At 71.5% G+C, this 23,377-nt stretch carries 20 protein-coding genes and 1 riboswitch; of the genes, 1 reads left to right on the top strand and 19 read right to left on the bottom strand.

Annotated features, from left to right (window positions below; all coding sequences use genetic code 11):
- Positions 1-179: 179 nt before the first annotated feature.
- The 11 genes from OHB56_RS37050 to OHB56_RS37000 form a co-directional block, all read right to left on the bottom strand.
- The gene (locus OHB56_RS37050; RefSeq protein ID WP_326756080.1) at positions 180-1,085 is read right to left on the bottom strand and encodes a LysR family transcriptional regulator; all 906 of its coding nucleotides are present in this window, start codon (positions 1,083-1,085) and stop codon (positions 180-182) included.
- A gap of 87 nt (positions 1,086-1,172) precedes the next feature.
- Positions 1,173-2,372: a glycine C-acetyltransferase gene (locus OHB56_RS37045; RefSeq protein ID WP_326756079.1), complete on the bottom strand. Its 1,200-nt coding sequence runs from the start codon at positions 2,370-2,372 to the stop codon at positions 1,173-1,175.
- Between the two features lie 96 nt (positions 2,373-2,468).
- Positions 2,469-3,497 carry an L-threonine 3-dehydrogenase gene (gene tdh, locus OHB56_RS37040; RefSeq protein WP_326757245.1) on the bottom strand — a complete coding sequence of 343 codons (1,029 nt, stop codon included), beginning with the start codon at positions 3,495-3,497 and terminating at the stop codon, positions 2,469-2,471.
- Positions 3,498-3,684: 187 nt separating this feature from the next.
- Positions 3,685-4,260 (bottom strand): GAF domain-containing protein, encoded by a 576-nt coding sequence (locus OHB56_RS37035; RefSeq protein WP_406358229.1) that lies wholly within the window; start codon positions 4,258-4,260, stop codon positions 3,685-3,687.
- A gap of 60 nt (positions 4,261-4,320) precedes the next feature.
- Positions 4,321-4,938, bottom strand: coding sequence for an ATP/GTP-binding protein (locus OHB56_RS37030; protein ID WP_326756077.1), 618 nt, complete (start codon positions 4,936-4,938; stop codon positions 4,321-4,323).
- Complete coding sequence (locus OHB56_RS37025) at positions 4,916-5,287, bottom strand: DUF742 domain-containing protein (protein WP_326756076.1); 372 nt, start codon at positions 5,285-5,287, stop codon at positions 4,916-4,918. The genes OHB56_RS37030 and OHB56_RS37025 overlap by 23 nt, the downstream gene beginning before the upstream one ends.
- Before the next feature lie 2 nt (positions 5,288-5,289).
- Entirely contained in the window at positions 5,290-5,724 is a 435-nt protein-coding gene (locus OHB56_RS37020; RefSeq protein ID WP_326756075.1) for a roadblock/LC7 domain-containing protein, read from the bottom strand.
- Between the two features lie 92 nt (positions 5,725-5,816).
- Positions 5,817-8,252 carry an ATP-binding protein gene (locus OHB56_RS37015; RefSeq protein ID WP_406358227.1) on the bottom strand — a complete coding sequence of 812 codons (2,436 nt, stop codon included), beginning with the start codon at positions 8,250-8,252 and terminating at the stop codon, positions 5,817-5,819.
- Positions 8,253-8,984: 732 nt separating this feature from the next.
- Positions 8,985-10,211 (bottom strand): MBL fold metallo-hydrolase, encoded by a 1,227-nt coding sequence (locus tag OHB56_RS37010; RefSeq protein ID WP_326756073.1) that lies wholly within the window; start codon positions 10,209-10,211, stop codon positions 8,985-8,987.
- Positions 10,212-10,546: 335 nt separating this feature from the next.
- On the bottom strand, positions 10,547-11,332 hold the full coding sequence (locus tag OHB56_RS37005) for an SGNH/GDSL hydrolase family protein (protein ID WP_326757244.1): 786 nt from the start codon (positions 11,330-11,332) through the stop codon (positions 10,547-10,549).
- Positions 11,333-11,645: 313 nt separating this feature from the next.
- Positions 11,646-12,611 carry a peptidoglycan DD-metalloendopeptidase family protein gene (locus tag OHB56_RS37000; RefSeq protein ID WP_406358224.1) on the bottom strand — a complete coding sequence of 322 codons (966 nt, stop codon included), beginning with the start codon at positions 12,609-12,611 and terminating at the stop codon, positions 11,646-11,648.
- Positions 12,612-12,614: 3 nt separating this feature from the next.
- A riboswitch (cyclic di-AMP (ydaO/yuaA leader) is annotated at positions 12,615-12,780 on the bottom strand.
- 519 nt (positions 12,781-13,299) lie between these two features.
- Between OHB56_RS37000 and OHB56_RS36995 the strand changes: the two genes are divergently transcribed.
- On the top strand, positions 13,300-14,097 hold the full coding sequence (locus tag OHB56_RS36995) for a tyrosine-protein phosphatase (RefSeq protein ID WP_326756071.1): 798 nt from the start codon (positions 13,300-13,302) through the stop codon (positions 14,095-14,097).
- 75 nt (positions 14,098-14,172) lie between these two features.
- On the opposite strand, the gene OHB56_RS36990 is transcribed toward OHB56_RS36995, so the two are convergent.
- The 8 genes from OHB56_RS36990 to shc all read right to left on the bottom strand — a co-directional run bounded on the left by OHB56_RS36990 (position 14,173) and on the right by shc (position 23,311).
- Positions 14,173-14,295: a DUF6126 family protein gene (locus OHB56_RS36990; protein WP_055595265.1), complete on the bottom strand. Its 123-nt coding sequence runs from the start codon at positions 14,293-14,295 to the stop codon at positions 14,173-14,175.
- Complete coding sequence (locus OHB56_RS36985) at positions 14,292-14,915, bottom strand: XRE family transcriptional regulator (protein WP_326756070.1); 624 nt, start codon at positions 14,913-14,915, stop codon at positions 14,292-14,294. The genes OHB56_RS36990 and OHB56_RS36985 overlap by 4 nt, the downstream gene beginning before the upstream one ends.
- Before the next feature lie 85 nt (positions 14,916-15,000).
- A complete protein-coding gene (locus tag OHB56_RS36980) occupies positions 15,001-16,416 on the bottom strand; it encodes an aspartate aminotransferase family protein (protein WP_326756069.1) in 1,416 nt (471 codons plus the stop codon).
- A complete protein-coding gene (gene dxs, locus OHB56_RS36975; RefSeq protein ID WP_406358221.1) occupies positions 16,413-18,335 on the bottom strand; it encodes a 1-deoxy-D-xylulose-5-phosphate synthase in 1,923 nt (640 codons plus the stop codon). The genes OHB56_RS36980 and dxs overlap by 4 nt, the downstream gene beginning before the upstream one ends.
- A gap of 30 nt (positions 18,336-18,365) precedes the next feature.
- On the bottom strand, positions 18,366-19,541 hold the full coding sequence (gene ispG / locus OHB56_RS36970; protein WP_406358219.1) for a flavodoxin-dependent (E)-4-hydroxy-3-methylbut-2-enyl-diphosphate synthase: 1,176 nt from the start codon (positions 19,539-19,541) through the stop codon (positions 18,366-18,368).
- A 4-nt stretch (positions 19,542-19,545) separates the two neighbouring features.
- Positions 19,546-20,568: an adenosyl-hopene transferase HpnH gene (gene hpnH / locus OHB56_RS36965; RefSeq protein ID WP_055593335.1), complete on the bottom strand. Its 1,023-nt coding sequence runs from the start codon at positions 20,566-20,568 to the stop codon at positions 19,546-19,548.
- Between the two features lie 5 nt (positions 20,569-20,573).
- Positions 20,574-21,215 (bottom strand): 1-hydroxy-2-methyl-2-butenyl 4-diphosphate reductase, encoded by a 642-nt coding sequence (locus tag OHB56_RS36960; RefSeq protein WP_326756066.1) that lies wholly within the window; start codon positions 21,213-21,215, stop codon positions 20,574-20,576.
- Positions 21,215-23,311 (bottom strand): squalene--hopene cyclase, encoded by a 2,097-nt coding sequence (gene shc / locus OHB56_RS36955; protein ID WP_406358217.1) that lies wholly within the window; start codon positions 23,309-23,311, stop codon positions 21,215-21,217. The genes OHB56_RS36960 and shc overlap by 1 nt, the downstream gene beginning before the upstream one ends.
- Between the last annotated feature and the right edge of the window lie 66 nt (positions 23,312-23,377).

Here is a 23,377-nt window from a genome sequence, read left to right as displayed (position 1 = left end):
TGGCGGTGGCGGAGAGGAGCCCCGGGGCCTCCTCGCGGCTCCGCATGCCCGTCGCCACCTGCCGCTCGGCGCCCCGCTCTTCTTCAGCCCCCGAGCGTCGGCCCTTCCCGGCGCCCTCCGCTTCAGGTGCCGCTCCGGGTCCCGCTCCGGGCGCTGCTTCCGGCTCAGTGTTCCGGGCCCTACGCCTCGCCGGCGGCCTCGCCGAGTGCGTCCAGGACCGGGCGGATCAGCGGGTGTTCCTCGGCCCCCCGGCGTACGGCGGCGAAGACCCGGCGGGTCGGCGCGACGCCGTCGACCGGGCGGACGACCACGCCGGTCAGGTCCATGCCGCGCAGCGCCGAACGGGGGACCAGTGCGACGCCCACGTCCGCCGAGGCCAGTGCCACCACCGCGCGGAAGTCGTCCGAGGAGTGCTCGAGCAAGGGCTGGAATCCGGCGTTCTCGCAGGCCAGGACGACGACATCATGGCAGGGGTTGCCGGGGTACGGGCCGATCCACGGGTCCTTGGCCAGCTCGGCGAGTGGTACCTCCGCGGTGTCGGCCAGCCGGTGGGTGACGGGGACGACCGCGTCGAAGGGCTCCGCGTACAGCGGTACGTGGGACAGGCGGGGATCGTCGGCGGGCGGCGCCCCGCGGTACTCGACGGCCACGGCGACGTCGACCTGCCGGTCCAGCAACATCGGCAGGCTGGCGTCGCCCTCGGCGTCCTGGACGCGGATGCGGATACCGGGTGCCGTCGCGGCGAGGCGGACCACCGCGGGGACGACGACCTGGGCGATCCCGGTCGCGAAGGAGGCGACGGTGACGGTGCCGGCCGCGCCCGCGCCGTACGCGGCGAGTTCGGCCGCGGCCCGCTCCAGCTGGGCGAGGACCACGTTGGTGTGGCCGAGCAGGATCTCGCCGGCCGGGGTCAGCCGTACGCCCCTGGCGCCGCGCTCCACCAACCGGTGGCCGGTCTCCTGCTCCAGTGCGGCGAGCTGCTGGGACACCGCCGACGGGGTCAGGTACAGCGCGGCGGCCGCCGCCGTGACCGTGCGGTGGTCGGCCACCGCGCGAAGGATGTGGAGCCGCCGTGCCTCGATCATGGAATCGATTCTCTCAAACGCCGCCGCGCGCCCCGCCCGGGCGACTCCCCCGGGCAGGGCGCGCGGGCAGGGCGCGTCAGGCCTCGCTCAGGCGTCGAGCTCCGCCCGTGCCGCCACGAAGGCGTCCACCGCGCGGTTCACGTCCTCGGTGGAGTGCGCGGCGGACAGCTGGACGCGGATCCGGGCCTGTCCCTCGGGCACCACGGGGTAGGAGAAGCCGATCACGTACACACCGCGCTCCAGCAGCAGCTCCGCGAGGCGTCCGGCCCGGGACGCGTCACCGATCATCACCGGGGCGATGGGGTGGTCGCCGGGGAGGATGTCGAAGCCCTCCTCGGTCATCCGGCGACGGAACAGGGCGGTGTTCTCGCCCAGCCGGACCCGCAGGTCGTCGGCGGACTCCAGCAGGTCGAGGACCTTCAGCGAGGCCGCGGCGATCACCGGGGCGAGCGTGTTCGAGAACAGGTACGGCCGGGAGCGCTGGCGCAGCAGGGCGACGATCTCCGCGCGGGCGGCGACATAGCCGCCGGAGGCGCCGCCGAGCGCCTTGCCGAGGGTGCCGGTGAGGATGTCGACGCGGTCCATGACCCCGTGCAGTTCGGGCGTGCCGCGCCCGCCGGTTCCGACGAAGCCCACGGCGTGCGAGTCGTCGACCATGACCATGGCGCCGTGGCGGTCGGCGAGGTCGCAGATCTCGGCCAGCGGTGCGACGTGGCCGTCCATGGAGAAGACGCCGTCGGTGACGATCAGCTTGCGCCGCGCCCCGCCCTCGGCGGCCTCCTTCAACTGGCGTTCCAGGTCGGCCATGTCACGGTTGGCGTAGCGGAAGCGGCGGGCCTTGGACAACCGGATGCCGTCGATGATCGACGCGTGGTTCAGCGCGTCGGAGATCACCGCGTCCTGCGCGCCGAGCAGCGTCTCGAACACGCCGCCGTTGGCGTCGAAGCAGGACGAGTAGAGGATCGTGTCCTCCTGGCCGAGGAACGCCGACAGCCGCGCCTCCAGCTCCTTGTGCACCTCCTGTGTACCGCAGATGAAGCGCACCGAGGCCATGCCGTAGCCCCAGCGGTCGAGGGCCTCGTGGGCGGCGGCGAGCACCTCGGGGTGGTCGGCGAGGCCGAGGTAGTTGTTGGCGCAGAAGTTGAGGACCTCACCGGGCCGGCCGCCCGCGGTGACGTTCACGGTGGCGGACTGCGGGGTGCCGATCACGCGCTCGGGCTTGTGCAGTCCGGCGGCGCGGATCTCGTCGAGGGTGGTGCGGAGGTCGTCGCGCACGGAGTCGAACATGGGGAGGCTCCTGAAGGTGCTCGCGGAAGGAAGGAAAGAAAGAAGGAAGGGCCGGGGAGGTGACCACGAGGTGGTCGGGAAGGGCGCCGAGGAGGGCTACGCCGTCCAGTCGAGGATGATCTTCCCGCTGCGGCCGCTCGCCGCGTCCTCGAAGGCCGCCTCGAAGTCGCGGTGGGAGTACCGGCCGGTGATCACGGGGGCGAGGTCCAGGCCGCCCTCGAGGAGCACCGACATGGCGTACCAGGTCTCGAACATCTCACGGCCGTAGATGCCCTTGAGCGTGATCATCGAGGTGACGATCCGGGACCAGTCGACCGGGAACTCCTCGGCCGGCAGACCGAGCATCGCGATCCGGCCGCCGTGGGTCATGTTGGCGATCATGTCGCGCAGTGCCTCGGGGCGGCCGGACATCTCGAGGCCGATGTCGAAGCCCTCGCGCAGGCCGAGGATGCGCTGCCCGTCGGCGATCGCCGAGTCCCGCACGTTCAGCGCCAGGCTCACGCCGATCTTGCGGGCGAGTTCCAGACGCTCCTCGCTGACGTCGGTGATCATGACGTGGCGGGCGCCGGCGTGCCGGGCCACCGCGGCGGCCATCAGGCCGATCGGTCCGGCGCCGGTGATCAGGACGTCCTCGCCGACGAGCGGGAAGGACAGGGCGGTGTGCACGGCGTTGCCGAACGGGTCGAAGATCGCGGCGACGTCGAGGTCGACGGGAACGCGGTGCACCCAGACGTTGGCCGCGGGCAGGGTGACGTACTCGGCGAACGCGCCGTCGCGGCCGACGCCGAGGCCGACGGTGGCGCGGCACAGGTGCCGGCGTCCGGCCTGGCAGTTGCGGCATTTGCCGCACACCAGGTGGCCCTCGCCGCTGACCCGGTCACCGGTCTTGATCTCGCCGGCGTCCCGTCCGGTCTCCACGACCTCGCCGACGAACTCGTGCCCGAGGATCAGCGGGGTGCTGATCGTCTGCCGGGCCCAGCCGTCCCAGGCGCGGATATGCAGGTCGGTGCCGCAGATGCCGGTGCGCAGCACCTTGATGAGCACGTCGCCGGGGCCGACGGCCGGCTCCGGGACGTCCGCGAGCCACAGCCCGGGTTCGGCCTTGTCCTTGACGAGCGCCTTCAACGCCACGGCTCCTCGGGGTGAGTCCCGGCTTTGGGCATGCCGGAGCAGCCCTGGCCGGGAGCGGGGTGGGATCGCACTGCAATCTGCCGTACGACACCCTCACCGGTCCATCGAGGATTTCTTAAGCGCGGCCACAGCTTTCCTTCACGCCTCACCCCATCGGCGGCAGCACCCCGCGTCCGCGGGTTCAGAACAGCAGTCCGTCGCTCTCCCCGCGTTCGATCCGTACGACGAGATCCGCGGCCTGTTCCTTGATGGCCGTAAGCCCTTCCTGCCCCCAGGCCCGCGGCCGGGTGTCGGAGACGGACACGGTGCCCAGCACCATGCCGGTGCTGTCGATGAGCGGGGCACCCAGATAGGAGCGCACCCCGAACTCGTCCACGACCGGGTTGCCCGCGAACCGGGGGTAGTCGCTCACGTCCCCCAGGACCAGAGCCTTGCGGCGGGCCACCACATGGGGGCAGAAGCCGTGGTCGCGGGGCAGCGACCGGCCCAGCAGTGCGCCGGTGCCGTCGCCGCGGAGGACGGGCGCGACCGCCGGCGTGTGCAGACCGGCGAAGAACTGCCCCTCCTGCCCCAGGAAGTTGACCATCGCGTACGCCGCCCCCGTGAACTCGGAGAGGCCGTACGCGAAGGCGTCGAGTGTGGGCTCGGGGCGCTCGCCCAGTCCCAGCCGGCGCAGCCGCTCGGTGCGGGCCGGGGCCTCCTTGTCCTCGGGGGTGAGCAGCAGACGACCGGCCGGACGCGGCGGGTCGTAGCTCATGGGCGGGCTCCCTGGATGTGGGCACATGTCATATACGGGCTCCGTGTGGGTGTGTGGGGATCACATGTGGGCGCCGTACCCCGTCGCGGTGGCCGGGGCGTGGGCGATGAGGTGGCGGACCAGCGTCAGCAGGGTCTGGACGCCCGAGCTGGAGATCCGGGCGTCGCAGCACACGACGGGGATCTCGTCCGGCAGGTCCAGGGCAGCGCGTACCTCCTGGGGGTCGTAGCGGAAGGCGCCGTCGAACTCGTTGACGGCGATGATGAAGCCGAGACCGCGCTGCTCGAAGAAGTCGACGGCGGCGAAGCACTCCTCCAGGCGCCGCGTGTCGGCGATGATGACCGCGCCGAGGGCGCCTTCGCAGAGTTCGTCCCACATGAACCAGAACCGTTCCTGGCCCGGTGTGCCGAACAGGTAGAGCACATGGTGCTGGTCCAGGGTGATGCGGCCGAAGTCCATCGCCACGGTCGTCTCGACCTTGTTCTCGATGCCGTCGAGCCGGTCGGTGGCGGCACTGACCGTGGTGAGCAGTTCCTCCGTGCTGAGCGGTGCGATCTCGCTGACCGCGCCGACGAAGGTGGTCTTGCCCACGCCGAACCCGCCCGCCACGAGGATCTTGAGCGCGGTGGGGAACACGTCGGCGCCGGCGCCGTGGTCAGAGCTGTCGTCGTAGTCCATCGAGCACTGCCTCCAGAAGGGCCCGGTCCGTCGGGTTGCGGTCGAACACGGGGGGTTTGGTGGTGAGGCCTCCGCTGTCGACGAGGTCCGCCAGCAGCACCTTGGTGACGGCCAGCGGCAGCTTGAGGTGGGCGGCCACCTCGGCGACCGGGAGGGGCGCGCGGCACAGTTCGAGTGCCTGCGCGTGCTCGGGGCCGAGGTAGCCGAAGGGGGTGGCCCCGGTGGCCATCACCTGTGACATCAGGTCGAGTTCGACGGTGGGGCGAGTGCGGCCGTCGCTGACGGTGAAGGGGCGCACCAGCCGCCCGGCCGCGTCGTCCAGCCAGGGGCCGTCACCGGCCGCCGCCACGTTCAAGGCCTCATCGCCGGCGGTTCGACGGCGGGTTGCCGGGGGGCGGTCACCAGGTACGGCCGGACGCTCTTGACCAGCATGGCCATCTCGTAGCCGAGCACCGCCGCGTCGGCCTCGCGGCCGGCCAGCACCGCGAGGCAGGTGCCGGAACCCGCGGTGGAGACGAACAGCAGCATCGAGTCGAGCTCGACGACGACCTGGCGTACGTCGCCGCCCGCGCCGAAGCGGACTCCGGCGCTGCGGCCGAGGGAGTAGAGGCCGGAGGCCAGGGCCGCCATGTGGTCGGCGCTGTCCGCGTCGAGGCCGTGCACGGACTTCACCAGTCCGTCGCAGGAGAGCAGCACGGCGCTGGAGGTGTGCGGCACCCGTTGCACGAGGCCGCTCATCAGCCAGTCGAGATCGGAAACGTGGGCGGTCGGCGCATCGCTCGCCATGGTGGATCGACTCCTTGGGGTACGAAGGTCTGCGGGAGCGCCGGGGCCGGGGGCTGGCGGAAAGGTGGGGGCCCCATAGGGTGCGGGCGTGCTCATCCGGCGGGTGCGCTCCCGTCGTGCCGTGCGGTGGGGTGGTCGGTGCGGGGCGCGGGCACACCGTCGTGGCCGCCGCGCGCCTCCTGGGACGCCGTATGCGGGGGACGCGCGTCGGCGGTGTGGGACTCCACGGTGTGGGACTCCGTCGCGTGAGCCTTGATCGTGTGGTGCGGGTCCATGCGGTGGGCGTCCGCATAGGGGATGTCCATGGGACGGGCGTCCGTGGGACCTGCGTCCATGGGACGGGCGGTGGGGTCGAAGCGCTCGCCCGTGGGTGACGAGAGCGGCATGGACACGGGCGCCATGTGGCCTCCCGCCCTGTAGTCGCCCACCAGGTGGTCGCCCATCCTGTGGTCCTCGGCCGTGTCACCACGGCCCGTGTCGACGCTCCTTGTCTCGACACGGCCCATGTCGTCGTGCCTCGTGTCGTCGTGGGCCGGGTCGTTACGGTCCAGGTCGTCGCCGCCCATGTGGCCCATGTCCATGTGCTGTTGGGTTTCGGCGAGACTGACGCCCCGCCGGAAGGCCGCCATCAGGTGGGGGTCGTGCCCGACGACGTGGTCGGTGTCCTGACGCGGCGTGGGACCGTCGCGGAGCTGGGGCACCAAGTGTTCCTGGGCACGGCGGCGGGGCAGTTGGGGTCTGCCCATGGTGCCGCGCACGGTGGGGCTGCGCGGGGTGAGGGGTGCGGTCCCGATCCCGCTCTCCTCGAGGGTCTGCCGGTCGTCCGGGGTGACGCCGGGCACGGCCTCGGCCGGATTGGGCCGCACCGCGCGGGCGCCACGCAGCGGCAGGGGCGGTGCCACGCCGCCGGGGCCCGTCGGGGCCGCCGGGGCGCCGGCCCGGTCGTGGCTCCGTGCCGCCGGTACGCCGGGGGACGAGACCGGGGGGAGGGGCGTTCCGCTCCCGGGCTCCGGCAGCGAGCCGGATCCGGTCTGCTGTGCGAGGTCCGTCCCCGCATCGGGTCCCGTCCGCAGATCGGGTCGGGTCTGCGGGCCGGGTCCGGCGTAGGGATCGGTGCCTGCCTGGGGCTCTTGCGGCCATGGTCCGTCCCCGTTCCCGTACCCGGCGGGGCCGGGCAGCGGAGCGCTCCCGGGTGCGGGCACGGCATGCGCGGGCCGGTGTGTCGGCCCGCCGATGTCCCGCGGGCCCGGTCCCGCGTCGCCCTCGGCCGGCCGGCCCTCGCCCTCGCCCGCGCCCGGTCCCGAGGACCACTGCTCGGCGCCGAGCAGTGCCTGCGGCACCACGAGCACGGCCTGGACTCCGCCGTAGATGTTGTTCTGGAGCCGGACCTGGATGCCGTGCCGCCGCGCGAGCTGCGAGACCACGTACAGGCCGATGCGCCCGTCGGCCAGGAGGCTGGCGACATTGACCTGGTCCGGGTCGGCGAGCAGGGCGTTCATCCGTTCCTGCTCGTCCACGGGCATGCCGAGCCCGCGGTCCTCGACCTCGACGGCGAGCCCGGAGGTGACGAATCCGGCGCGCAGCAGCACCTGGGTGTGCGGCGCGGAGTACAGCGTGGCGTTCTCGACGAGTTCGGCGAGCAGGTGGATGACGTCGGCGACGGCGTGCCCGCGCAGGGTGCCGTCGATCGGCGGCACCAGCTTGACCCGTGAGTACTGCTCGACCTCGGCGATGGCCGAGCGCAGCACCTCGGTCAGGGAGACCGGGTTGCTCCACTGCCGCCGGGAGACGGCCCCGCCGAGCACGGCGAGGTTCTCGGCGTGCCGGCGGATGCGGGTGGCGAGATGGTCGACGTGGAAGAGGCCCTTGAGCAGGTCGGGGTCCTCGATCTCGTTCTCCATCTCGTCGAGGATGGAGATCTCGCGGTGCACCAGGGACTGCAGGCGCCGGGCCAGGTTGACGAACACCTCGAGCTTCTGCTCGCTGCCCGCCTGGCTGGAGAGTTGGGACGCCTGGACGACGGCGGTGACGGCGCTGTCATGGGCCCGGGACAGGTCGGCGGCGAGCCGGTCGAAGTCGTCGGCGTCTCGGGGCGTCCCGCCCGGCTGCGTGCGCGGTGGCGGGCCGTCGCCACGGCGCAGGGTGTCCACGAGAGCGCGCAGGTCGGCCTCGCGCCGGGCCGTGCTCCGGCGCAGGCTCTCGATGCGGTCGTGCACGGACCGGGCCGCGCGGTCGGCGGCCACGGCGGCGATGACGATGCCGGCGAGGGTCACCGACACCGCGCCACCGAGCACACCCCACAGGGTCGCGCCCGGCCGTACGCCGGTGGAGCGGACGAGGAAGAGCACGGCGGCGCTGGCGCTGAGGGCGACCGCCACGGGCGGCAGGACGGCGAGCCGCAGCAACTGGGGCCGTATCTGCGCCTCGGGGTACGCGAGGGCGGGCCGGGCGGGTGGGCGCCCGTGCCGTCCGCCCTCCCGCCGGTCGGTGCGGGAGGGCGGACCGGCGGGAGCGCGGAGATCGGGCATGGGTGTCCTCGAACTGGTCCGTCGGTCCTGGGTGCCGGGGGACCGCGTGGGGCCGCGGCCGCCGGGCGCGCGGGACCGGTTCCGTGCTCCGCGCGGCTCGTCGCCGCGCGCGGCGGGCGGACGCCCGTTGTCGGCACCCGCGCGTGCCCCGGCCGACGGCCCGCCCGGGGCAGCCGCGGCTGCCGGCGACCCGCTGGTCACGCCCGAGGCGCCGGCCGGGCCCGAGCGGCGGGGTGTGTCACCCCGTCCTCTCCCTCGTCCGCCTTCTGCCTGCACGTACCGGTCCCCGCTCCCTGATCCGATCTGATGGGCGCGACCCCGTGGCGCGATGCGCCGAGCGACGGGTGTCGTCGTGGTGTCGCCGTACCGGTCGGGGGCGCCTCGAAAGACCGAGGGCGTCGGCCATGCGTCACCCGACCGACACTCACCGTAGTCACCACCGCATCACGTGCGGTGGTCAGTTGACAAACTCACACGGACGGCGTCCCGCTCTGGTATGAGGCTTCGTACGACAGACCGATAAACCCGTCACTCACTCGTCAAAGAACAGTCACCACTCGATCCGACCTGGTCAGAGGCGGTCATCGGGAAACACCGAGGGCCGGGGAGCTCAAAGCTCCCCGGCCCTCGTCCTTCCGCCCGGCCGCCCTACCGGAGGACCCTTCGGGACTCCTCTCCGCCCAGCGTGCCCCTCGCGAAAATATCACTCACCGTAGCGATCAAGGCCAAGGCTCATTCCTCCCCCACCAGGTCCAGGCCCTCGTGGGAGGAGTCCTTGACGGGGTCGGGCAAGGGCCACTTGCGGCTCGGGACGTGTCCCACACCCCGCCACCACGGTTCGGCCGGCAGCTCCCCGGCGGGCTCGAACGGCAGGCCAGGAACGGGGAAGGCGGCGGGCTGCCCGACCGCGTCGGCCGCAGCCATCGTCCACTCGCCGGGCTCCGCCCACGGGTGCGGTGCCAGGTTGAAGGTGCCCCAGTGGATCGGCAGGAGGACCCCGCCCGGCCGGCCCTGCTGGAGGTCGAGGTGGGCCTGGAGACCCTCTGCGGGATTCATGTGGATCTCCGGCCAGGAGCCAGGTCCCGGAATCGGGTCCGAGTGCCCCTGGGGCCAGAAGTCCGAGTACGCGCCGATCTGGATCATCGTCGCGTCGAAGGGGCCGTGGGTGGCGCCGATGTCCTTGAAGCCGTCGAAGTAGCCGGTGTCGCCGCTGTGGTAGACGCGGTGCTCCTCACCCGCGACGACCCATGAGGCCCACAGGGTGTGCTGGGTGTTGCGCAGGCCCCGGCCGCAGAAGTGGCGGGCCGGGGTGGCGGTGAGGGTGAGTCCGCCGATCCCGGTCGCCTCGTGCCAGTCCAGTTCGCGCAGCCGGTCGGCGGAGACGCCCCAGTGCTCGAGATGGGCGCCCACACCGAGCGGTACGGCGAACAGCGTGTCCGTGCCGGCGAGCGCCTTGACGGTGGGCAGGTCCAGGTGGTCGTAGTGGTCGTGCGAGATCACGACGACGTCGACCGGACCGAGCGCGGCCAGCGGCAGGGGTACCGGGTGCAGCCGCTTCGGGCCGGCGAAGGGGAACGGGGAGCAGCGCTCGCCCCACACGGGGTCGAACAGCACCCTCCGCCCGTCGATCTCCGCGAGCACACTGGAGTGGCCCATCCAGGTCAGGCGCAGCCCGGAGGCGGGCGGGCGGGCCAGGTCGGCGAGGGTGGTGGCATGCACCGGCAGGGCGCCGTGCGGGGCACGGCGGGACCGGGTGTCCTTGTCGAAGTAGGTCTTCGCCAGGTCCCGGGACGAGCCCGGGGGCCGGAGCCGGGTGGGGCCTTCGGGGTTCTGGAACACGCCGTCCCGGTAGTGCGGGGACCTGCGGATACGCGCCATGCGCTCACCGGTGGGGTCCGCACCGAAGGCCGCGGGCCGTAGCGCACGGAGCCCGGGGCTCTGGGAACGGGTACCGGCCACAATGCCTCCCAGTGGAGTCGGTCAGACATTCCATTATGTGTGGCCGGCCCGGCGCCAGGATGTCTCACCGACCGGAAAGCGCCCCGGAACCGTGCACGTGTCCCCTCACTTCTCGACGAAGGAGGAGCCGGTGGTCGCCGCCTTCGCCCGCGTGCTCGGGTCCCGGTGTCCGGGTCCCGCCGGCCCGGAAGAGGGCCGGAGCAGGAGGAGTTGTCCGGGCGGGCCCGCCGAACCGGGAACGCGGACACCCCTGGCACGGGCCGTGCCCGCACATGCTCCCCCGCCCCGCGCTCCCCCACCCCGCGCCCTCCCGGCCCGCGTCACGCCACCCCGCGTCACGCCACCGAGGCGATGCGCTCCTTGATGTCGTCCGGGGACAGCGCGCCCTTCGCCGTCACATGGTCCCCCGACGACTCCCCCCGCAGCCTGCGCCCTATCCACGGCACCAGGTACTCGCGCGCCCATTGGACGTTGTCCCGCCGGACGTCGAGGTTGCCGCGGGGCGGCAGTGGGGGCCAGACCTGCTCCGGATCGGCCGGGATGTCCAGGCCGAGGGCCTGTCCCGCGCGGAGCGCCACGCGCGTGTGCCCCTCGGGCGACAGGTGCAGCCGGTCGGTGTCCCAGGCCCTGCGGTCCTGGATGCTCCTGAGGGACCAGAGGTCGAGCACCGGGCAGCCGTACCGGTCGGCGACGGCCCGCACATGCCCGTTGTAGGTGGCGATCTTGCCGCGCAGGTGCCTGAGCACGGGCACGCCACGGGTGTCGAACCCGGTGGTCACCAGAACCGTGCCGGAGACCGCCACGAGTGCGGCGATCGCCTGTTCGAAACGCTCGGCCACCTCGTCCGGGTCACTGCCGGGACGCAGGATGTCGTTGCCGCCCGCACAGAAGGAAACCAGTGCGGGGGCCAGTTCGACGGCCCGCGGAAGCTGGTCGGCCATGATCTGGTCGAGCAGTTTTCCGCGCACCGCGAGATTTGTGTACCGGAAGTCGCCTTCGGGACGCCGGTCGGCGAGAAGCACCGCGAATCGGTCGGCCCAGCCGACGAATGCCCCGTCGGGACCGGGGTCGCCGACGCCCTCGGTGAAGCTGTCCCCCACCGCCACGTACGACCCGATCACTGCCTTGCTGTCATTCTTCGAATCGTCTGCCACAACCGGACATGATTCACCTTCGAATGTGACCTACGCGACCGTAGGAAGGCATTGACGGACGGTGAGATAAGCCACTCGCGAAGCATCGGCCAATCCGGAATAGCCCTCCGGGCAGGGACGTTGATCGGCGAGCAACGTGACGCACGGAACACCCCCGGCACCCCCGGCATTCCCCACCCCTCCACCTTTATGAGCACACCGGGCGCACCGGACGCACGAAAGGCCGGACCCGGGGATCGGGGTCCGGCCTTTCGGCGCGTCAGGCAGGTTGCCTCGGGGGTCAGCCGATGGAGACGCCCTTGCCGCGGAGGTAGGAGACCGGGTCCAGGTCCGAGCCGTAGTTCGGCGTGGTGCGGATCTCGAAGTGCAGGTGCGGACCGGTCGAGTTGCCGGTGGAGCCCGAGAGGCCGACCTGCTGGCCGCCGCTCACCGTCTGGCCGGCCGAGACGGAGAGCGAGGACAGGTGGGCGTACTGGGCGTAGTAACCGTCGTTCAGCTTGATGACGACCTGGTTGCCGTACGAGCCGGCCCAGCCGGCGGAGACGACGGTGCCCGCGCCCACGGCCTTCAGGGAGGTGCCGGTCGGAATGGCGAAGTCGACACCGGTGTGGTAGCCGCTGGACCACATGCTGCCGGCCACCTTGTAGGCGGTGCCGAGGCCGCCGCCGGGCACCGGCGAGCTGTAACCGGAGGTGGTCGCGGCCTGCTTCGCGGTGGTCGAGCCGGAGGAGGACTTCGGCGCGGACTGCCCGGAGGCCTTGCCGGCCGTCGTCGGCTTCGACGCGGAGGACGGAGCCGACGGAGCAGATGAAGAGGGCGTCTCGGAAGAAGAGGGCTTCTTCGGCGCACTGGTCGCGGCGGCCTTGCCGTCGACCGAGAGCTTCAGGCCGGGGTGGATGAGCGACGGGTCGTCGCCCACGGCCTCACGGTTGTCGGAGTAGAGCTGCTTCCAGCCACCGTCGACGTTCTCGGACTCGGCGATCTTCGCCAGGTAGTCGCCGCCCTTCACGATGTACGTGCGGACCTCGCCGTTCCTGCCACCGTCCGCCTTCACGCCGTCAGACGCCTTGCCGGCGACGGAATACGACTGGACGGCCTTTTCCGGGGCGGCCTGCGGAGTGGCGGCGCTCGCTCCGGTGGCGCCGAGGAGCGGCAGGGCGAGTACGGCGCCACCGGTCCCGGCGACGGCGATGGAACGGGTGAAACGCAAAGCGCTGGGACGGCGGTGCTTACCCTTTGCGGGCATGACGAATTTCCTCTCCGGCGCCTACGAGGTGAGCTGTCGGGTGCGGACTGGAGATGCCCGGCCGCGTCGAGAACGCGACTTAACCCCAAGCCGTTCCGGAGACCGGAACAGGCAGTCGTACCTGTGGGTCCCCCGCTCCTGCCATATACGGGTCAGAGGGTGAAGGTTCCGGACAGCGGCAGGATTAGGCGTCCGTCCGGATCGATGGCGAACGTAGGCGACCGAGACGCAAAGGGACAAGCACGATCTTCTGACCGAAGGTGTGCTTTCGTGATCCATTGCCCTGAAAACCGTCACCCAGAGTCGCCCAGAATTTTCGACACCCCCCGAACCCCCTTGCGAAATGCCGGAATTACGTGAACATGGCGACAACACATCGTCACCTCTATGACGATGCTCACCACCCCATTCCCATCTCCCCCTCTATGGTGGCACGTTATGGCGAAACTCCTTAAACGGACAGAACGTACCAATAGGTGAATCCTTGGACGGTTCGGCCGGGTCGGGGCGTGAGGCCGGCGGCACGGGTCCGTCCGCGCCGGCGGCTCCGCACCGGGGCTCCCCGGGACGGCCCTGCCTCCACTCCGACGGCCCCGTCGCCACCTCATCGCCCCTGCTCGGCATGTCGTATCGTCGGGTGACGCCCGCCGCCGACGCGCCGGCGGCGCAGAGTGGGAGAGGGGCCCCCGTGACGCAGCAGATCCCGTCGACCGAACCCGAGCTCACCGGAGTGCGCAATTTCCGTGATGTGGGCGGTCTGCCGACCGTCGACGGCCGCCGGGTGCGGCACGGGGCGCTGTTCCGCAGTGGCCATCTCGCGCACGCCACGGAGGAGGACGCCGCCTTCCTGTCCTCCCTGGGGCTGCACACCGTCTTCGACTTCCGCAACGCGGCCGACCACAAGCTGGACGGGCGGGACATCGAACTGCCCGGCGTGCGCAATGTGAACCTGCCGCTGAGCGACCCGGCCGACGGCGCCGAGTTCTGGAGGATGGTCCGCGACGGGGACCTGGACCAGCTCCGTTCGATCCTCGCCGGCGGCAAGGGGGCGGAGCGGATGATCGCCTCGTACCGCATGACGGTGAGGCAACGCACCGCCGAGCACTCCCAGGTGCTGCTCTCGCTCGCCGAGGAGAGTGTGCCCGCGCTGATGCACTGCGCGGCGGGCAAGGACCGCGCGGGCCTGTCGGTGGCGGTGACGCTGCTCGCGCTGGGCGTGGAACGGGACGCGATCTACGACGACTACCTGAAGTCCAGCGCCGCGCACCGCCGCTACAAGGTGCGCCGCAGCGGCACCTCCGCCTCGGCCTACTCCCCCGAGGTCATGGAACTGCTCGACCCCCTGTTCGACGCCCGCGCCGAGTACCTGTCGGCCGCGCTGGAGACGATCGAGGAGACCTGGGGCGGGGTGGACCCCTACCTCGAGCAGGGACTCGGGCTCACCCCCGAGAACCGGGAGCGGCTGCGCGAGCGCATGCTGGACTGAGTGATCCCCCGGCCGAGCAGGTGCTCGGCCGGGGGATCACGGAATCACTCGGCTCCCGCCGCGTCCGTCCGGGGACTACTGCTTCGCACCCAGCTCGAACAGCAGATAGATGAAACCCGCGAAGAGGTGCCCCACCACCACGTAGACGAACAGCCTCACCCACAGGGCGCGGGGAAACTTCTCCTCCAGGTCTTTCATGACACATCTCCTTGGGTGGGGCCCAGGCACAGGGCGGCCGTGGGGCTCTGCAGCAGGGTGTGGACGAACAGCAGCTCGACGCCGTCGGGGTCCTCGGCGGCGATACGGTGCGGGGTCAGCGAGTCGAAGTGCGCGCTGTCCCCCGGGGCGAGGCGGTGCAGGGCGTCCCCGAGGCGCAGCCGCAGCCGCCCCTTGAGGACGTACAGCCACTCCTCGCCCGGGTGGACCCGCACGATGTCGCCCTGGGCCCCGTACGGGACCTGGACCCGCAGGGCCTGCATCCCGCGCCCGGGGGAACCGGCCTGCCGGTACGTCCAACCGCCCACGGAGGTCGGCTCCATGTCACCGGCGCGCGTCACCGCCTCGCGGTCGGCGGTCGTCTCACCGAGCAGTTCGGAAACCGTCGTACCGTAGATACGGGCGAGGGAGAGCAGCATCGGCAGCGAGGGCTGGCGCTGCCCGGTCTCCAGCCGGGAGAGATGGGCGGGCGACAGCCCCGCGTCGCGGGCGGCGGCCTCCAGCGTCAGGGAGGCCCGACGCCTCAGGGCGCGCAGCTGCGGCGCGACCGCGGGGAGCGCGGCGGCCGGTCCGGCCGACGGCTCGGCCTCGGGGGAGCTCATGACTCCATTCAGGCGCATCTTTGCCTGTGGGGCAAATCGTTTGCCTCACAGGCAAAAAGCGCCCGGCCTGCGGAACGTCACGGTCTCACCGGTCGGCGACCGCCTGTTTCACCAGTGTCCTGCCGAACTCCCACACCAGACCGCCGTCGTGGGCATCGTCCATGACCGCGGTGAAGGCGTCCACGAACCGGTCCACCTCCCGCTCGCCGATGATCAGCGGCGGGATCAGCTTGATCACCTCCAGATGGTCGCCGGAGACCTGGGTGAGGATCCTGTGCTTCTGCAGCAGTGGGACCACCACCATCTGTGCGAAGAGTCCCTTCCGAGCGGCCTGCAGCATGGCCCAGCGACCGCGCAGCTTCAGCGACCGCGGCCGGCCGAACTCGATGCCGATCATCAGACCCCGGCCACGGACGTCGGCGAGCAGCTCGTACGTGTCGACGAGGGCCGCGAGCCGGGACCGCAGCAGTTCCCCGGTGGCCCGGACGTTCGCGACGATCTGCTCGTTCTCCATCACCGCCAGCACCGCGAGGCCCGCGGCCATGGCCTGGGCGTTGCCTCCGAAGCTGGCCGAGTGGACCAGCACCCGGTCCATCGACGAGTAGACCTTCCGGAAGATCCAGTCCTTGCCGAGCGTGGCCCCCACCGGCACATAGCCGCCGGAGAGCGCCTTGGCCACGCACACCAGGTCCGGCTCGACCCCTTCCTCGTGCTGGTAGGCGTAGAAGTCGCCGGTCCGTCCGAGTCCGGTCTGCACTTCGTCGGCGATCAGCAGCGCCTTGTGCCGGTGCAGCAGTTCCTGGGCGGCGCGCAGATAGCCGGGCGGGGCCGCGTGCACACCCTTGCCCTGGATGGGTTCCACGATGAGGGCGGCGACGTCGCCCTTGGCCAACTCCCGCCCGAGTGCGTCCACATCACCCAGGGGTACCGCCGTGTCGGGCAGCAGCGGGGCGAATCCGTCCCGGAATCCGGACTCGCCGTTGACGGACAGGGAGCCGGTGGTCAGCCCGTGGAAGGCGTGCGCGCAGTACAGGACCCTGGACCTGCCGGTGGCGCGGCGGGCGAACTTCAGCGCGGTCTCGACCGCCTCCGTGCCGCTGTTGCCGAAGAACACCCGGTCCAGATGAGGGCTGTGGGTGAGCAGTTCCTCGGCCAGCAGTCCGGGCAGGGGCGGGCAGTCGAAGCGGGTGAGATCGGCGAGCGAGGCGTCGAGGACGTCGTGCAGCGCCTTGCGGACCACGGGGTGGTGACGCCCCAGGCCCATCACCCCGAATCCGGCGAGCATGTCCAGGTGGTCGTTGCCGTCCGCGTCCCAGAAGTGGGCGCCCTCGGCGCGTTCGTAGACCTTGTCGAAGCCGATGGTGTGCAGCATGCGCGGGAGCTGGTGGTTGAGGTGTCTGGTGTGCAGCTCGTAGCGTTCGGCTCCGCGCTCGGCCAGCAGCGCGCCGAGGTCGAAGTCCCCGGCCCGCGAGGGCTCCGGGGTGGACTCCACGGTGTTCATGGCTGTTGCTCCCGTTGCTTCTCGGACGGTTCCCCCGGGGACCGCCGCTCCCGGCCCACGGCCGGGCTCGCGCCGATCCGGCCGGCGATCTCGACGGGCGTCAGGCCGATGTCCGCCAGCACCTCACCGCGCTTGGCGTGCGCGAGGAACTGCTCCGGAATGCCGAACCGCCGTACCGGTACATCGACATCCGCGTCGCCCAGCGCCAGCGCCACGGCCGAACCCACGCCCGCCGCACGGCTGTTGTCCTCGACAACGGCCACGAGCCGGTGCCGCGCGGAAAGTTCGACGAGTTCGGGTGCGACGGGTTTGACCCAGCGCGGGTCGACCACGGTGCACCCGGTACCGCGTGCCTCGAGCAGTTCGGCGGCCTGGAGGCAGACGGGCGCCATGACGCCGACCGACACCAGCAGCACCTCGGGATCGCCGGCGCGGTGCAGCACGTCCGTGCCGCCGATCCGGTCGAGCGCCGGGACGGCCGGGCCCACGGACTCCTTGGGGAACCGCAGCAGCGTCGGCGCGTCGTCGACGGCGACCGCCTCCCTCAGCTGGGCACGCAGCCGGTCGGCGTCGCGTGGCGCGGCGATGCGCAGACCGGGCACGACCTGGAGCACCGACAGGTCCCACATGCCGTTGTGCGAGGGCCCGTCGACGCCGGTGACGCCGGCCCGGTCCAGGACGAAGGTGACCCCGCAGCGGTGCAGGGCCACGTCCATCAGCAGCTGGTCGAAGGCGCGGTTGAGGAAGGTGGCGTACACGGCGACGACCGGGTGCGTGCCGCCCGTCGCCAGGCCCGCCGCGGACACGGCGGCGTGCTGCTCGGCGATGCCGACGTCCCACACCCGGTCCGGGAACCGCTCGGCGAAGGTACCCAGGCCGACCGGATGCAGCATGGCGGCGGTGATCGCCACCACGTCCTCGCGTTCTTCACCGACGCGGACGATCTCCTCGCCGAAGACGGAGGTCCAGGACGGGCCTCCGGCCGGTGCGAGCGGGGCGCAGGTGAGGGGGTCCATCACGCCGACGGTGTGGAAGCGGTCCGCCTCGTCCGCCAGGGCGGGCTGGTAGCCGCGGCCCTTCTCGGTGAGGCAGTGGACCAGGACGGGCCCGTGGAAGCGTTTGGCGCGGCGCAGGGCGGACTCCACGGCCCCGATGTCGTGCCCGTCGATGGGGCCGACGTACTTCAGGCCCAGGTCCTCGAAGAGGCCCTGGGGAGCGAAGGCGTCCTTGAAGCCCTTCTTCGCGCCATGCAGCGCCTCGTAGACGGTGCCGCCGATCACGGGGGTGTGCCGGAGCACGTGCTTGCCCCAGGCGAGCACCCGTTCGTAGCCGTCGGTGGTGCGCAGGGTCGCGAGGTGGTCGGCGAGGCCGCCGATGGTCGGGGCGTAGGAGCGCTCGTTGTCGTTGACGACGATGATCAGCGGGCGGTCCTTGGCGGCGGCGATGTTGTTCAGCGCCTCCCAGGCCATGCCGCCGGTCAGGGCTCCGTCGCCGATCACCGCGACGACGTGCCCCTTCTCCCCCTGCACCCGGCGTGCCTTGGCCAGCCCGTCGGCCCAGCCCAGTGCCGTGGAGGCGTGGCTGTTCTCGATGACGTCGTGCTCGGACTCCTCGCGCGAGGGGTAGCCGGAGAGGCCGCCCTTGCCGCGCAGCTTGGAAAAATCCTGACGGCCCGTCAGGAGCTTGTGCACGTAGCTCTGGTGACCCGTGTCCCACAGGATGCGGTCGACGGGTGACTCGAAGACCCGGTGCAGGGCGACGGTGAGCTCCACCACGCCCAGGTTGGGGCCGAGATGACCGCCGGTCCTGGCAACCGCGTGCACCAGGAACTCTCTGATCTCTTCGGACAGTTCACCGAGTTCCGCCTCGGACAACGCCTTCAGGTCGCGTGGTTGCCTGATGCTCTCCAGTATCGTCACGCTCGGCCCCCTATCGGTCCGTGCCTCGTCTCAACCCACCGTCACTGCCGGCTTTCCGGTACCGGCCGGGGCGCCGGAGCCGGCGCCGTCGGCTTCCATCTGTTCGGCGATCTTCATGGCCTCCTCGATGAGGGTCTCCACGATCTTCGACTCCGGCACGGTCTTGATCACCTCGCCCTTCACGAAGATCTGCCCCTTGCCGTTGCCGGACGCCACCCCCAGATCGGCCTCCCGGGCCTCCCCCGGACCGTTCACCACACAGCCCATCACCGCCACCCGCAACGGCACGTCCATCCCCTCCAGACCCGCCGTCACCTCGTCCGCCATCTTGTACACATCCACCTGCGCACGCCCGCAGGACGGACACGAAACGATCTCCAGACCCCGCTGCTTGAGATTCAGCGACTCCAGGATCTGCAGGCCGACCTTGACCTCCTCCACCGGCGGCGCCGACAGCGACACCCGGATCGTGTCCCCGATCCCCTGCGAGAGCAGCGCCCCGAACGCCACCGCCGACTTGATCGTGCCCTGGAACGCCGGCCCCGCCTCGGTCACCCCCAGGTGCAGCGGATAGTCGCACTGCGCCGCCAGCTGCCGGTAGGCCTCCACCATCACCACCGGATCGTTGTGCTTGACCGAGATCTTGATGTCCCGAAAGCCGTGCTCCTCGAACAGCGACGCCTCCCACAGCGCCGACTCCGCCAGCGCCTCCGGCGTCGCCTTCCCGTACTTCTGCAGCAGCCGCCGGTCCAGCGAGCCGGCGTTCACCCCGATCCGGATCGGCGTGCCGTGCTCCCCGGCCGCCTTCGCGATCTCCTTGACCTTGTCGTCGAACTGCTTGATGTTGCCCGGGTTCACCCGCACCGCCGCACAGCCCGCCTCGATCGCCGCGAACACGTACTTCGGCTGGAAGTGAATATCGGCGATCACCGGAATCTGCGACTTGCGCGCGATCGTCGCCAGCGCGTCCGCGTCGTCCTGCGTGGGACACGCCACCCGCACGATCTGACAGCCCGACGCCGTCAGCTCCGCGATCTGCTGCAGCGTCGCCCCGATGTCCGAGGTCCGCGTCGTCGTCATCGACTGCACCGACACCGGCGCGTCCCCGCCCACCGCCACCGACCCGACCTGGATCTTCCGGCTCCTGCGGCGCCGAGCCAGCGGCCGGACCGGCACCTCGGGGACCCCGAGGGAGACAGCGGTCACGGCGTCACTCCCCGTTTCCCGAGACCGTCTCGCGCAGGGCGCGCAGGGACTCCTTCAGGGACCCCATGGTGGCGAGGACCGCGGTGGGCTCGTAGCCGCAGTGCGCCATGCAGTTGGCGCAGCGCGGGTCCTTGCCGCGGCCGTACTTGTCCCAGTCGGTCTCCTCGATCAACTCCCGGTACGTCGGCACATAGCCGTCGCTCATCAGGTAGCAGGGACGCTGCCAGCCGAAGAGCGAGTAGTTCGGGATCGCCCACGCGGTGCACGGGAAGTCGACCCTGCCCTCGAGGAAGTCCAGGAACAGTGGCGAGTGGTTGAGCCGCCAGCGGCGGCGGTTGCCCCCGGCGAACGCCTTCCTGAACAGCTCGCGGGTCTGCTCCACGCCGAGGAAGTGCTCCTGGTCGGGGGCCTTCTCGTAGGCGTAGGCGGGCGAGATCATCATCTCGTCGACCCGGAGGTCGTCGTTGAGGTAGTTGAGCACCTCGATGATGGTCTGCGGGGTGTCGGTGTTGAAGAAGGTCGAGTTGGTGGTGACCCGGAAGCCGCGTCGCTTGGCCTCCTTGATGGCGGCCACCGCCTCGTCGAACACGCCCTCCTTCGCGACGGACTCGTCGTGCCGCTTGCGCAGTCCGTCGATGTGCACGGCGAACGCGAAGTACGGCGACGGGGTGAACTTGTCCATCTTCTTGCGCAGCAGCATGGCGTTGGTGCACAGGAACACGTACTTGCGCCGGCCCACCAGCTGGCGCACGATCTCGTCGATCTGAGGGTGCATCAGCGGCTCGCCGCCGGCGATCGACACCATCGGCGCCCCGGACTCCAGCACCGCGCCCACGGCCTGCGCGACCGGCATGCGCTGCTTGAGCACCCCGGCCGGGTGCTGGATCTTCCCGCAGCCCTCACAGGCGAGGTTGCAGGCGAAGAGCGGTTCCAGCTCGACGATCAGCGGGAACTTGTCCCGCCTGCGGAGCTTCTGTTCGGCCAAGTATGTAGCGACCTTGATGGACTGACGCAGCGGCATGGCCATCTGGCTCACCTCCTGGGGAGCAGCAAGGAACGGTGCCATTCGAGATACGCGGGAAGAACGGAACGAAGAACGCGGAAAGCCGATATTCCACCGCGCACCGTGCCGATCCGGACCAGTTCATGTTCAGGAGCGTCCACGACCACCCGTACGGCCGCAACAGGGCGCGCACCCGCGCGGACGGCGCTCAGGAGCGTGGCCGCGGACTCCATGTCGACCGCGATCGCGCCGGTGGTGAGCAGCTCGGACCGTTCGTGCCCCCGGACCACGTGCTCGGAGCCGGTGAGCGGCCCGATGTGGACGGTGCGCCCCGGCGCGACCCGTGCCAGCTCCTTCACCAGCAGGTCGGTCCGCACGCACGGCACGCTGCCGCGCGGGTCGCGGGTCTCCCCGGCGACCACCAGGTCGCCGGGGTGCATTCCGGGGGCCAGCCCGGCGCAGAAGCCGGTGGCCAGCACGGCGGCGTCGCGCAGCGCCGGGCCGGCGAGCGCCCGGGTGACGGAACGCTCGGCCGCCGCGGGCCCCATGCCGGTGCGCAGGACGGTGACCGGTCCGCCGGGGCCGCCGCGGCCCATCCCCCTCAGGGCGAGCCGCTCGATGCCGAGCGCGCAGGCGATCAGCAACGGCGCCGGGGCCGCCCGGGGGCTCATCAGCCGCCCTTCGCCTCGGCCGGTTGCTGCGGTGCGCCGGCGCCCGGCGCACCGGCAGCCGCCGTGTCCGCCCCCGGCTGCACTCCCGGCGCCTCCGCCGGCCGAGCAGCCGGCGGCTTGGCGAACGGCTCCCCGTTCACGTACCGGCCGAGCGCGGTGAGCGGGAAGACCTGCCGGTAGAGGTGGTAGTTGATGGAGAAGTCCCAGGGGAACCCGGTGCCCGTGAAGTAGGGCTCGTCCCAGGAGCCGTCCTCGTGCTGGGTGGCCGCCAGCCAGGTGATGCCGCGTTCGACGGCCGCGGACTCCTTCTCGCCCGCCGCCAGCAGGGCCATCAGCGCCCAGCCGGTCTGCGAGGGGGTCGAGGCGCCCTTGCCGCTCCACTCGCGGGAGTCGCGGTAGGAGCGCAGGTCCTCGCCCCATCCTCCGTCCTCGTTCTGGACCGACTCCAGCCAGGACACGGCCCGTCGGACGGCCGGGTGCGAGCCGGGGAGGCCGGCGGCGACCAGCGCGGGCACCACGGACCCGGTGCCGTAGAGGTAGTTGACGCCCCAGCGTCCGAACCACGAACCGTCCGGCTCCTGTTCGGCGAGCAGCCACCGGATGCCGCGCCTGGTGCGCGGGTCGTGGGCGAGCCCTTCGACGGCGAGCATCTCCACGACGTGCGCGGTGACATCGGCCGACGGCGGGTCGATGACCTCGCCGAAGTCGCAGAACGGCAGCCGGTTGGGGAACGGGCTGGTGTTGTCGACGTCGAAGGCGCCCCAGGCGCCGTTGCGGGACTGCATGCCGAGGTTCCAGCGGACCCCGCGGCCGATGGCGTTGTCCACCCGCTCCGGGTCGTGGTGCTTGACCCGGCGGAGTGCGAGGACCACCTCGGCGGTGTCGTCGATGTCGGGGTAGTTGTCGTTGTGGAACTCGAACGCCCATCCCCCGGGCGCCAGTCCGGGCCTGCGCACCGACCAGTCGCCGGGCCGTACGACCTGTTCGCCGAGCATCCAGTCGGCGGCTCTGACCAGTCGGGGGTGGTCGGCGGGCAGACCGGCGTCGGCGAGGGCGATGGTCGCGAGGCAGGTGTCCCACACCGGGGACTGGCAGGCCTCGATCATCCGGGCGCCGTCCTCGCGCCACACCGCGAACCGGTCGAGGGACCGGAGTCCGGCCCGCATCACCGGGTGGTTCAGGTCGTAGCCGAGCAGGTGCAGCGCGATGACGGAGTAGACGGCGGGCGGCTGGATGCCGCCCCAGCAGCCGTCGTTCTCCTGCCGCTCGATGATCCAGCGGGCCGCGGTGTTCATCGCCGCCCTGCGCAGCCGGCGCGGGACGGCCCGGCGCAGTGCGTGCAGGCCCTTGTCGAGCCGCTGGAAGGCGCCGTCCCAGCTGATCGCCGGTGCCATCCGTCCGGGAGGGTTGGGCCTGGCCGGGTCGGTGTGCAGTTCGTCGAGCGGGAACGGGGCGGGTCGTACCGGCCGCTGGGCGGAGACGATCGTCAACGGGACGATGGTCTGGCGGGCCCAGCAGCCGAAGTCGTAGATGTTGAGCGGCACCCAGGACGGGAACCAGATCAGCTCGGGCGGGAGTTCGGGCAGGTCCTCCCACTTCCACCAGCCGAACAGGGCCAGCCAGATCCGGGTGAAGACCCGGGAGGCGGCGACCCCGCCCCGGTCGCGGACCCAGGCGGCGGCACGCGCCATGTGCGGGGCGTCCGGCCGGTCGCCGGCCAGCCGCAGCGCGACGTACGCCTCGATGGTGGCGGAGAGGTCGCCGGGTCCGCCGTAGAAGGTGGCCCAGGTGCCGTCCTCGCGCTGCTCGCCCCGGATGAACAGGGCGGCGGCCCGGGTGGTCTCCTCCTCGAGGATGCCCAGGAACTGACGCAGCAGCAGGTCCTCGGCGTCCATCGTGACGTTGGTCTCGAGGTCTCCCTTCCACCAGCCCTGGTCGTCCTGGCGGGACAGCAGGAACTCGGTGGCGCGCCGCATGGCGTCGGCGGCGATGTCGGGTACCCCGGCCGCCGCGGGGATGTCGGTGTCGGTGTCGCTGGCCGCGGCCACCGAGGACGGCAGGGCCGCCCCGGTGCTTCCGTCGGTCGTCGCTGTCATGGCTTCCCCTTCGTGCAGTCCTGCAATGTGTGCGTCTGCTGTGGGTCCGCCGTCGGCCGGTGCCGT

It is taken from the genome of Streptomyces sp. NBC_01635, assembly GCF_045209715.1.
GTDB lineage: Bacteria > Actinomycetota > Actinomycetes > Streptomycetales > Streptomycetaceae > Streptomyces > Streptomyces hirsutus.
Note: the sequence above shows the minus strand (reverse complement) of the source record. Positions and strands in the feature narration are given on the sequence as shown.

Excerpts from the sequence above, each read along its gene's own strand:
- OHB56_RS37050 (WP_326756080.1), bottom strand. The coding sequence starts at position 1,085 with ATGATCGAGGCACGGCGGCTCCACATCCTTCGCGCGGTGGCCGACCAC.
- OHB56_RS37045 (WP_326756079.1), bottom strand. The coding sequence starts at position 2,372 with ATGTTCGACTCCGTGCGCGACGACCTCCGCACCACCCTCGACGAGATC.
- OHB56_RS37035 (WP_406358229.1), bottom strand. The coding sequence starts at position 4,260 with ATGAGCTACGACCCGCCGCGTCCGGCCGGTCGTCTGCTGCTCACCCCC.
- OHB56_RS37030 (WP_326756077.1), bottom strand. The coding sequence starts at position 4,938 with ATGGACTACGACGACAGCTCTGACCACGGCGCCGGCGCCGACGTGTTC.
- OHB56_RS37020 (WP_326756075.1), bottom strand. The coding sequence starts at position 5,724 with ATGGCGAGCGATGCGCCGACCGCCCACGTTTCCGATCTCGACTGGCTG.
- OHB56_RS37015 (WP_406358227.1), bottom strand. The coding sequence starts at position 8,252 with ATGCCCGATCTCCGCGCTCCCGCCGGTCCGCCCTCCCGCACCGACCGG.
- OHB56_RS37000 (WP_406358224.1), bottom strand. The coding sequence starts at position 12,611 with ATGCCCGCAAAGGGTAAGCACCGCCGTCCCAGCGCTTTGCGTTTCACC.
- OHB56_RS36990 (WP_055595265.1), bottom strand. The coding sequence starts at position 14,295 with ATGAAAGACCTGGAGGAGAAGTTTCCCCGCGCCCTGTGGGTGAGGCTG.
- OHB56_RS36985 (WP_326756070.1), bottom strand. The coding sequence starts at position 14,915 with ATGAGCTCCCCCGAGGCCGAGCCGTCGGCCGGACCGGCCGCCGCGCTC.
- OHB56_RS36980 (WP_326756069.1), bottom strand. The coding sequence starts at position 16,416 with ATGAACACCGTGGAGTCCACCCCGGAGCCCTCGCGGGCCGGGGACTTC.
- hpnH (WP_055593335.1), bottom strand. The coding sequence starts at position 20,568 with ATGGCCATGCCGCTGCGTCAGTCCATCAAGGTCGCTACATACTTGGCC.
- OHB56_RS36960 (WP_326756066.1), bottom strand. The coding sequence starts at position 21,215 with ATGAGCCCCCGGGCGGCCCCGGCGCCGTTGCTGATCGCCTGCGCGCTC.
- shc (WP_406358217.1), bottom strand. The coding sequence starts at position 23,311 with ATGACAGCGACGACCGACGGAAGCACCGGGGCGGCCCTGCCGTCCTCG.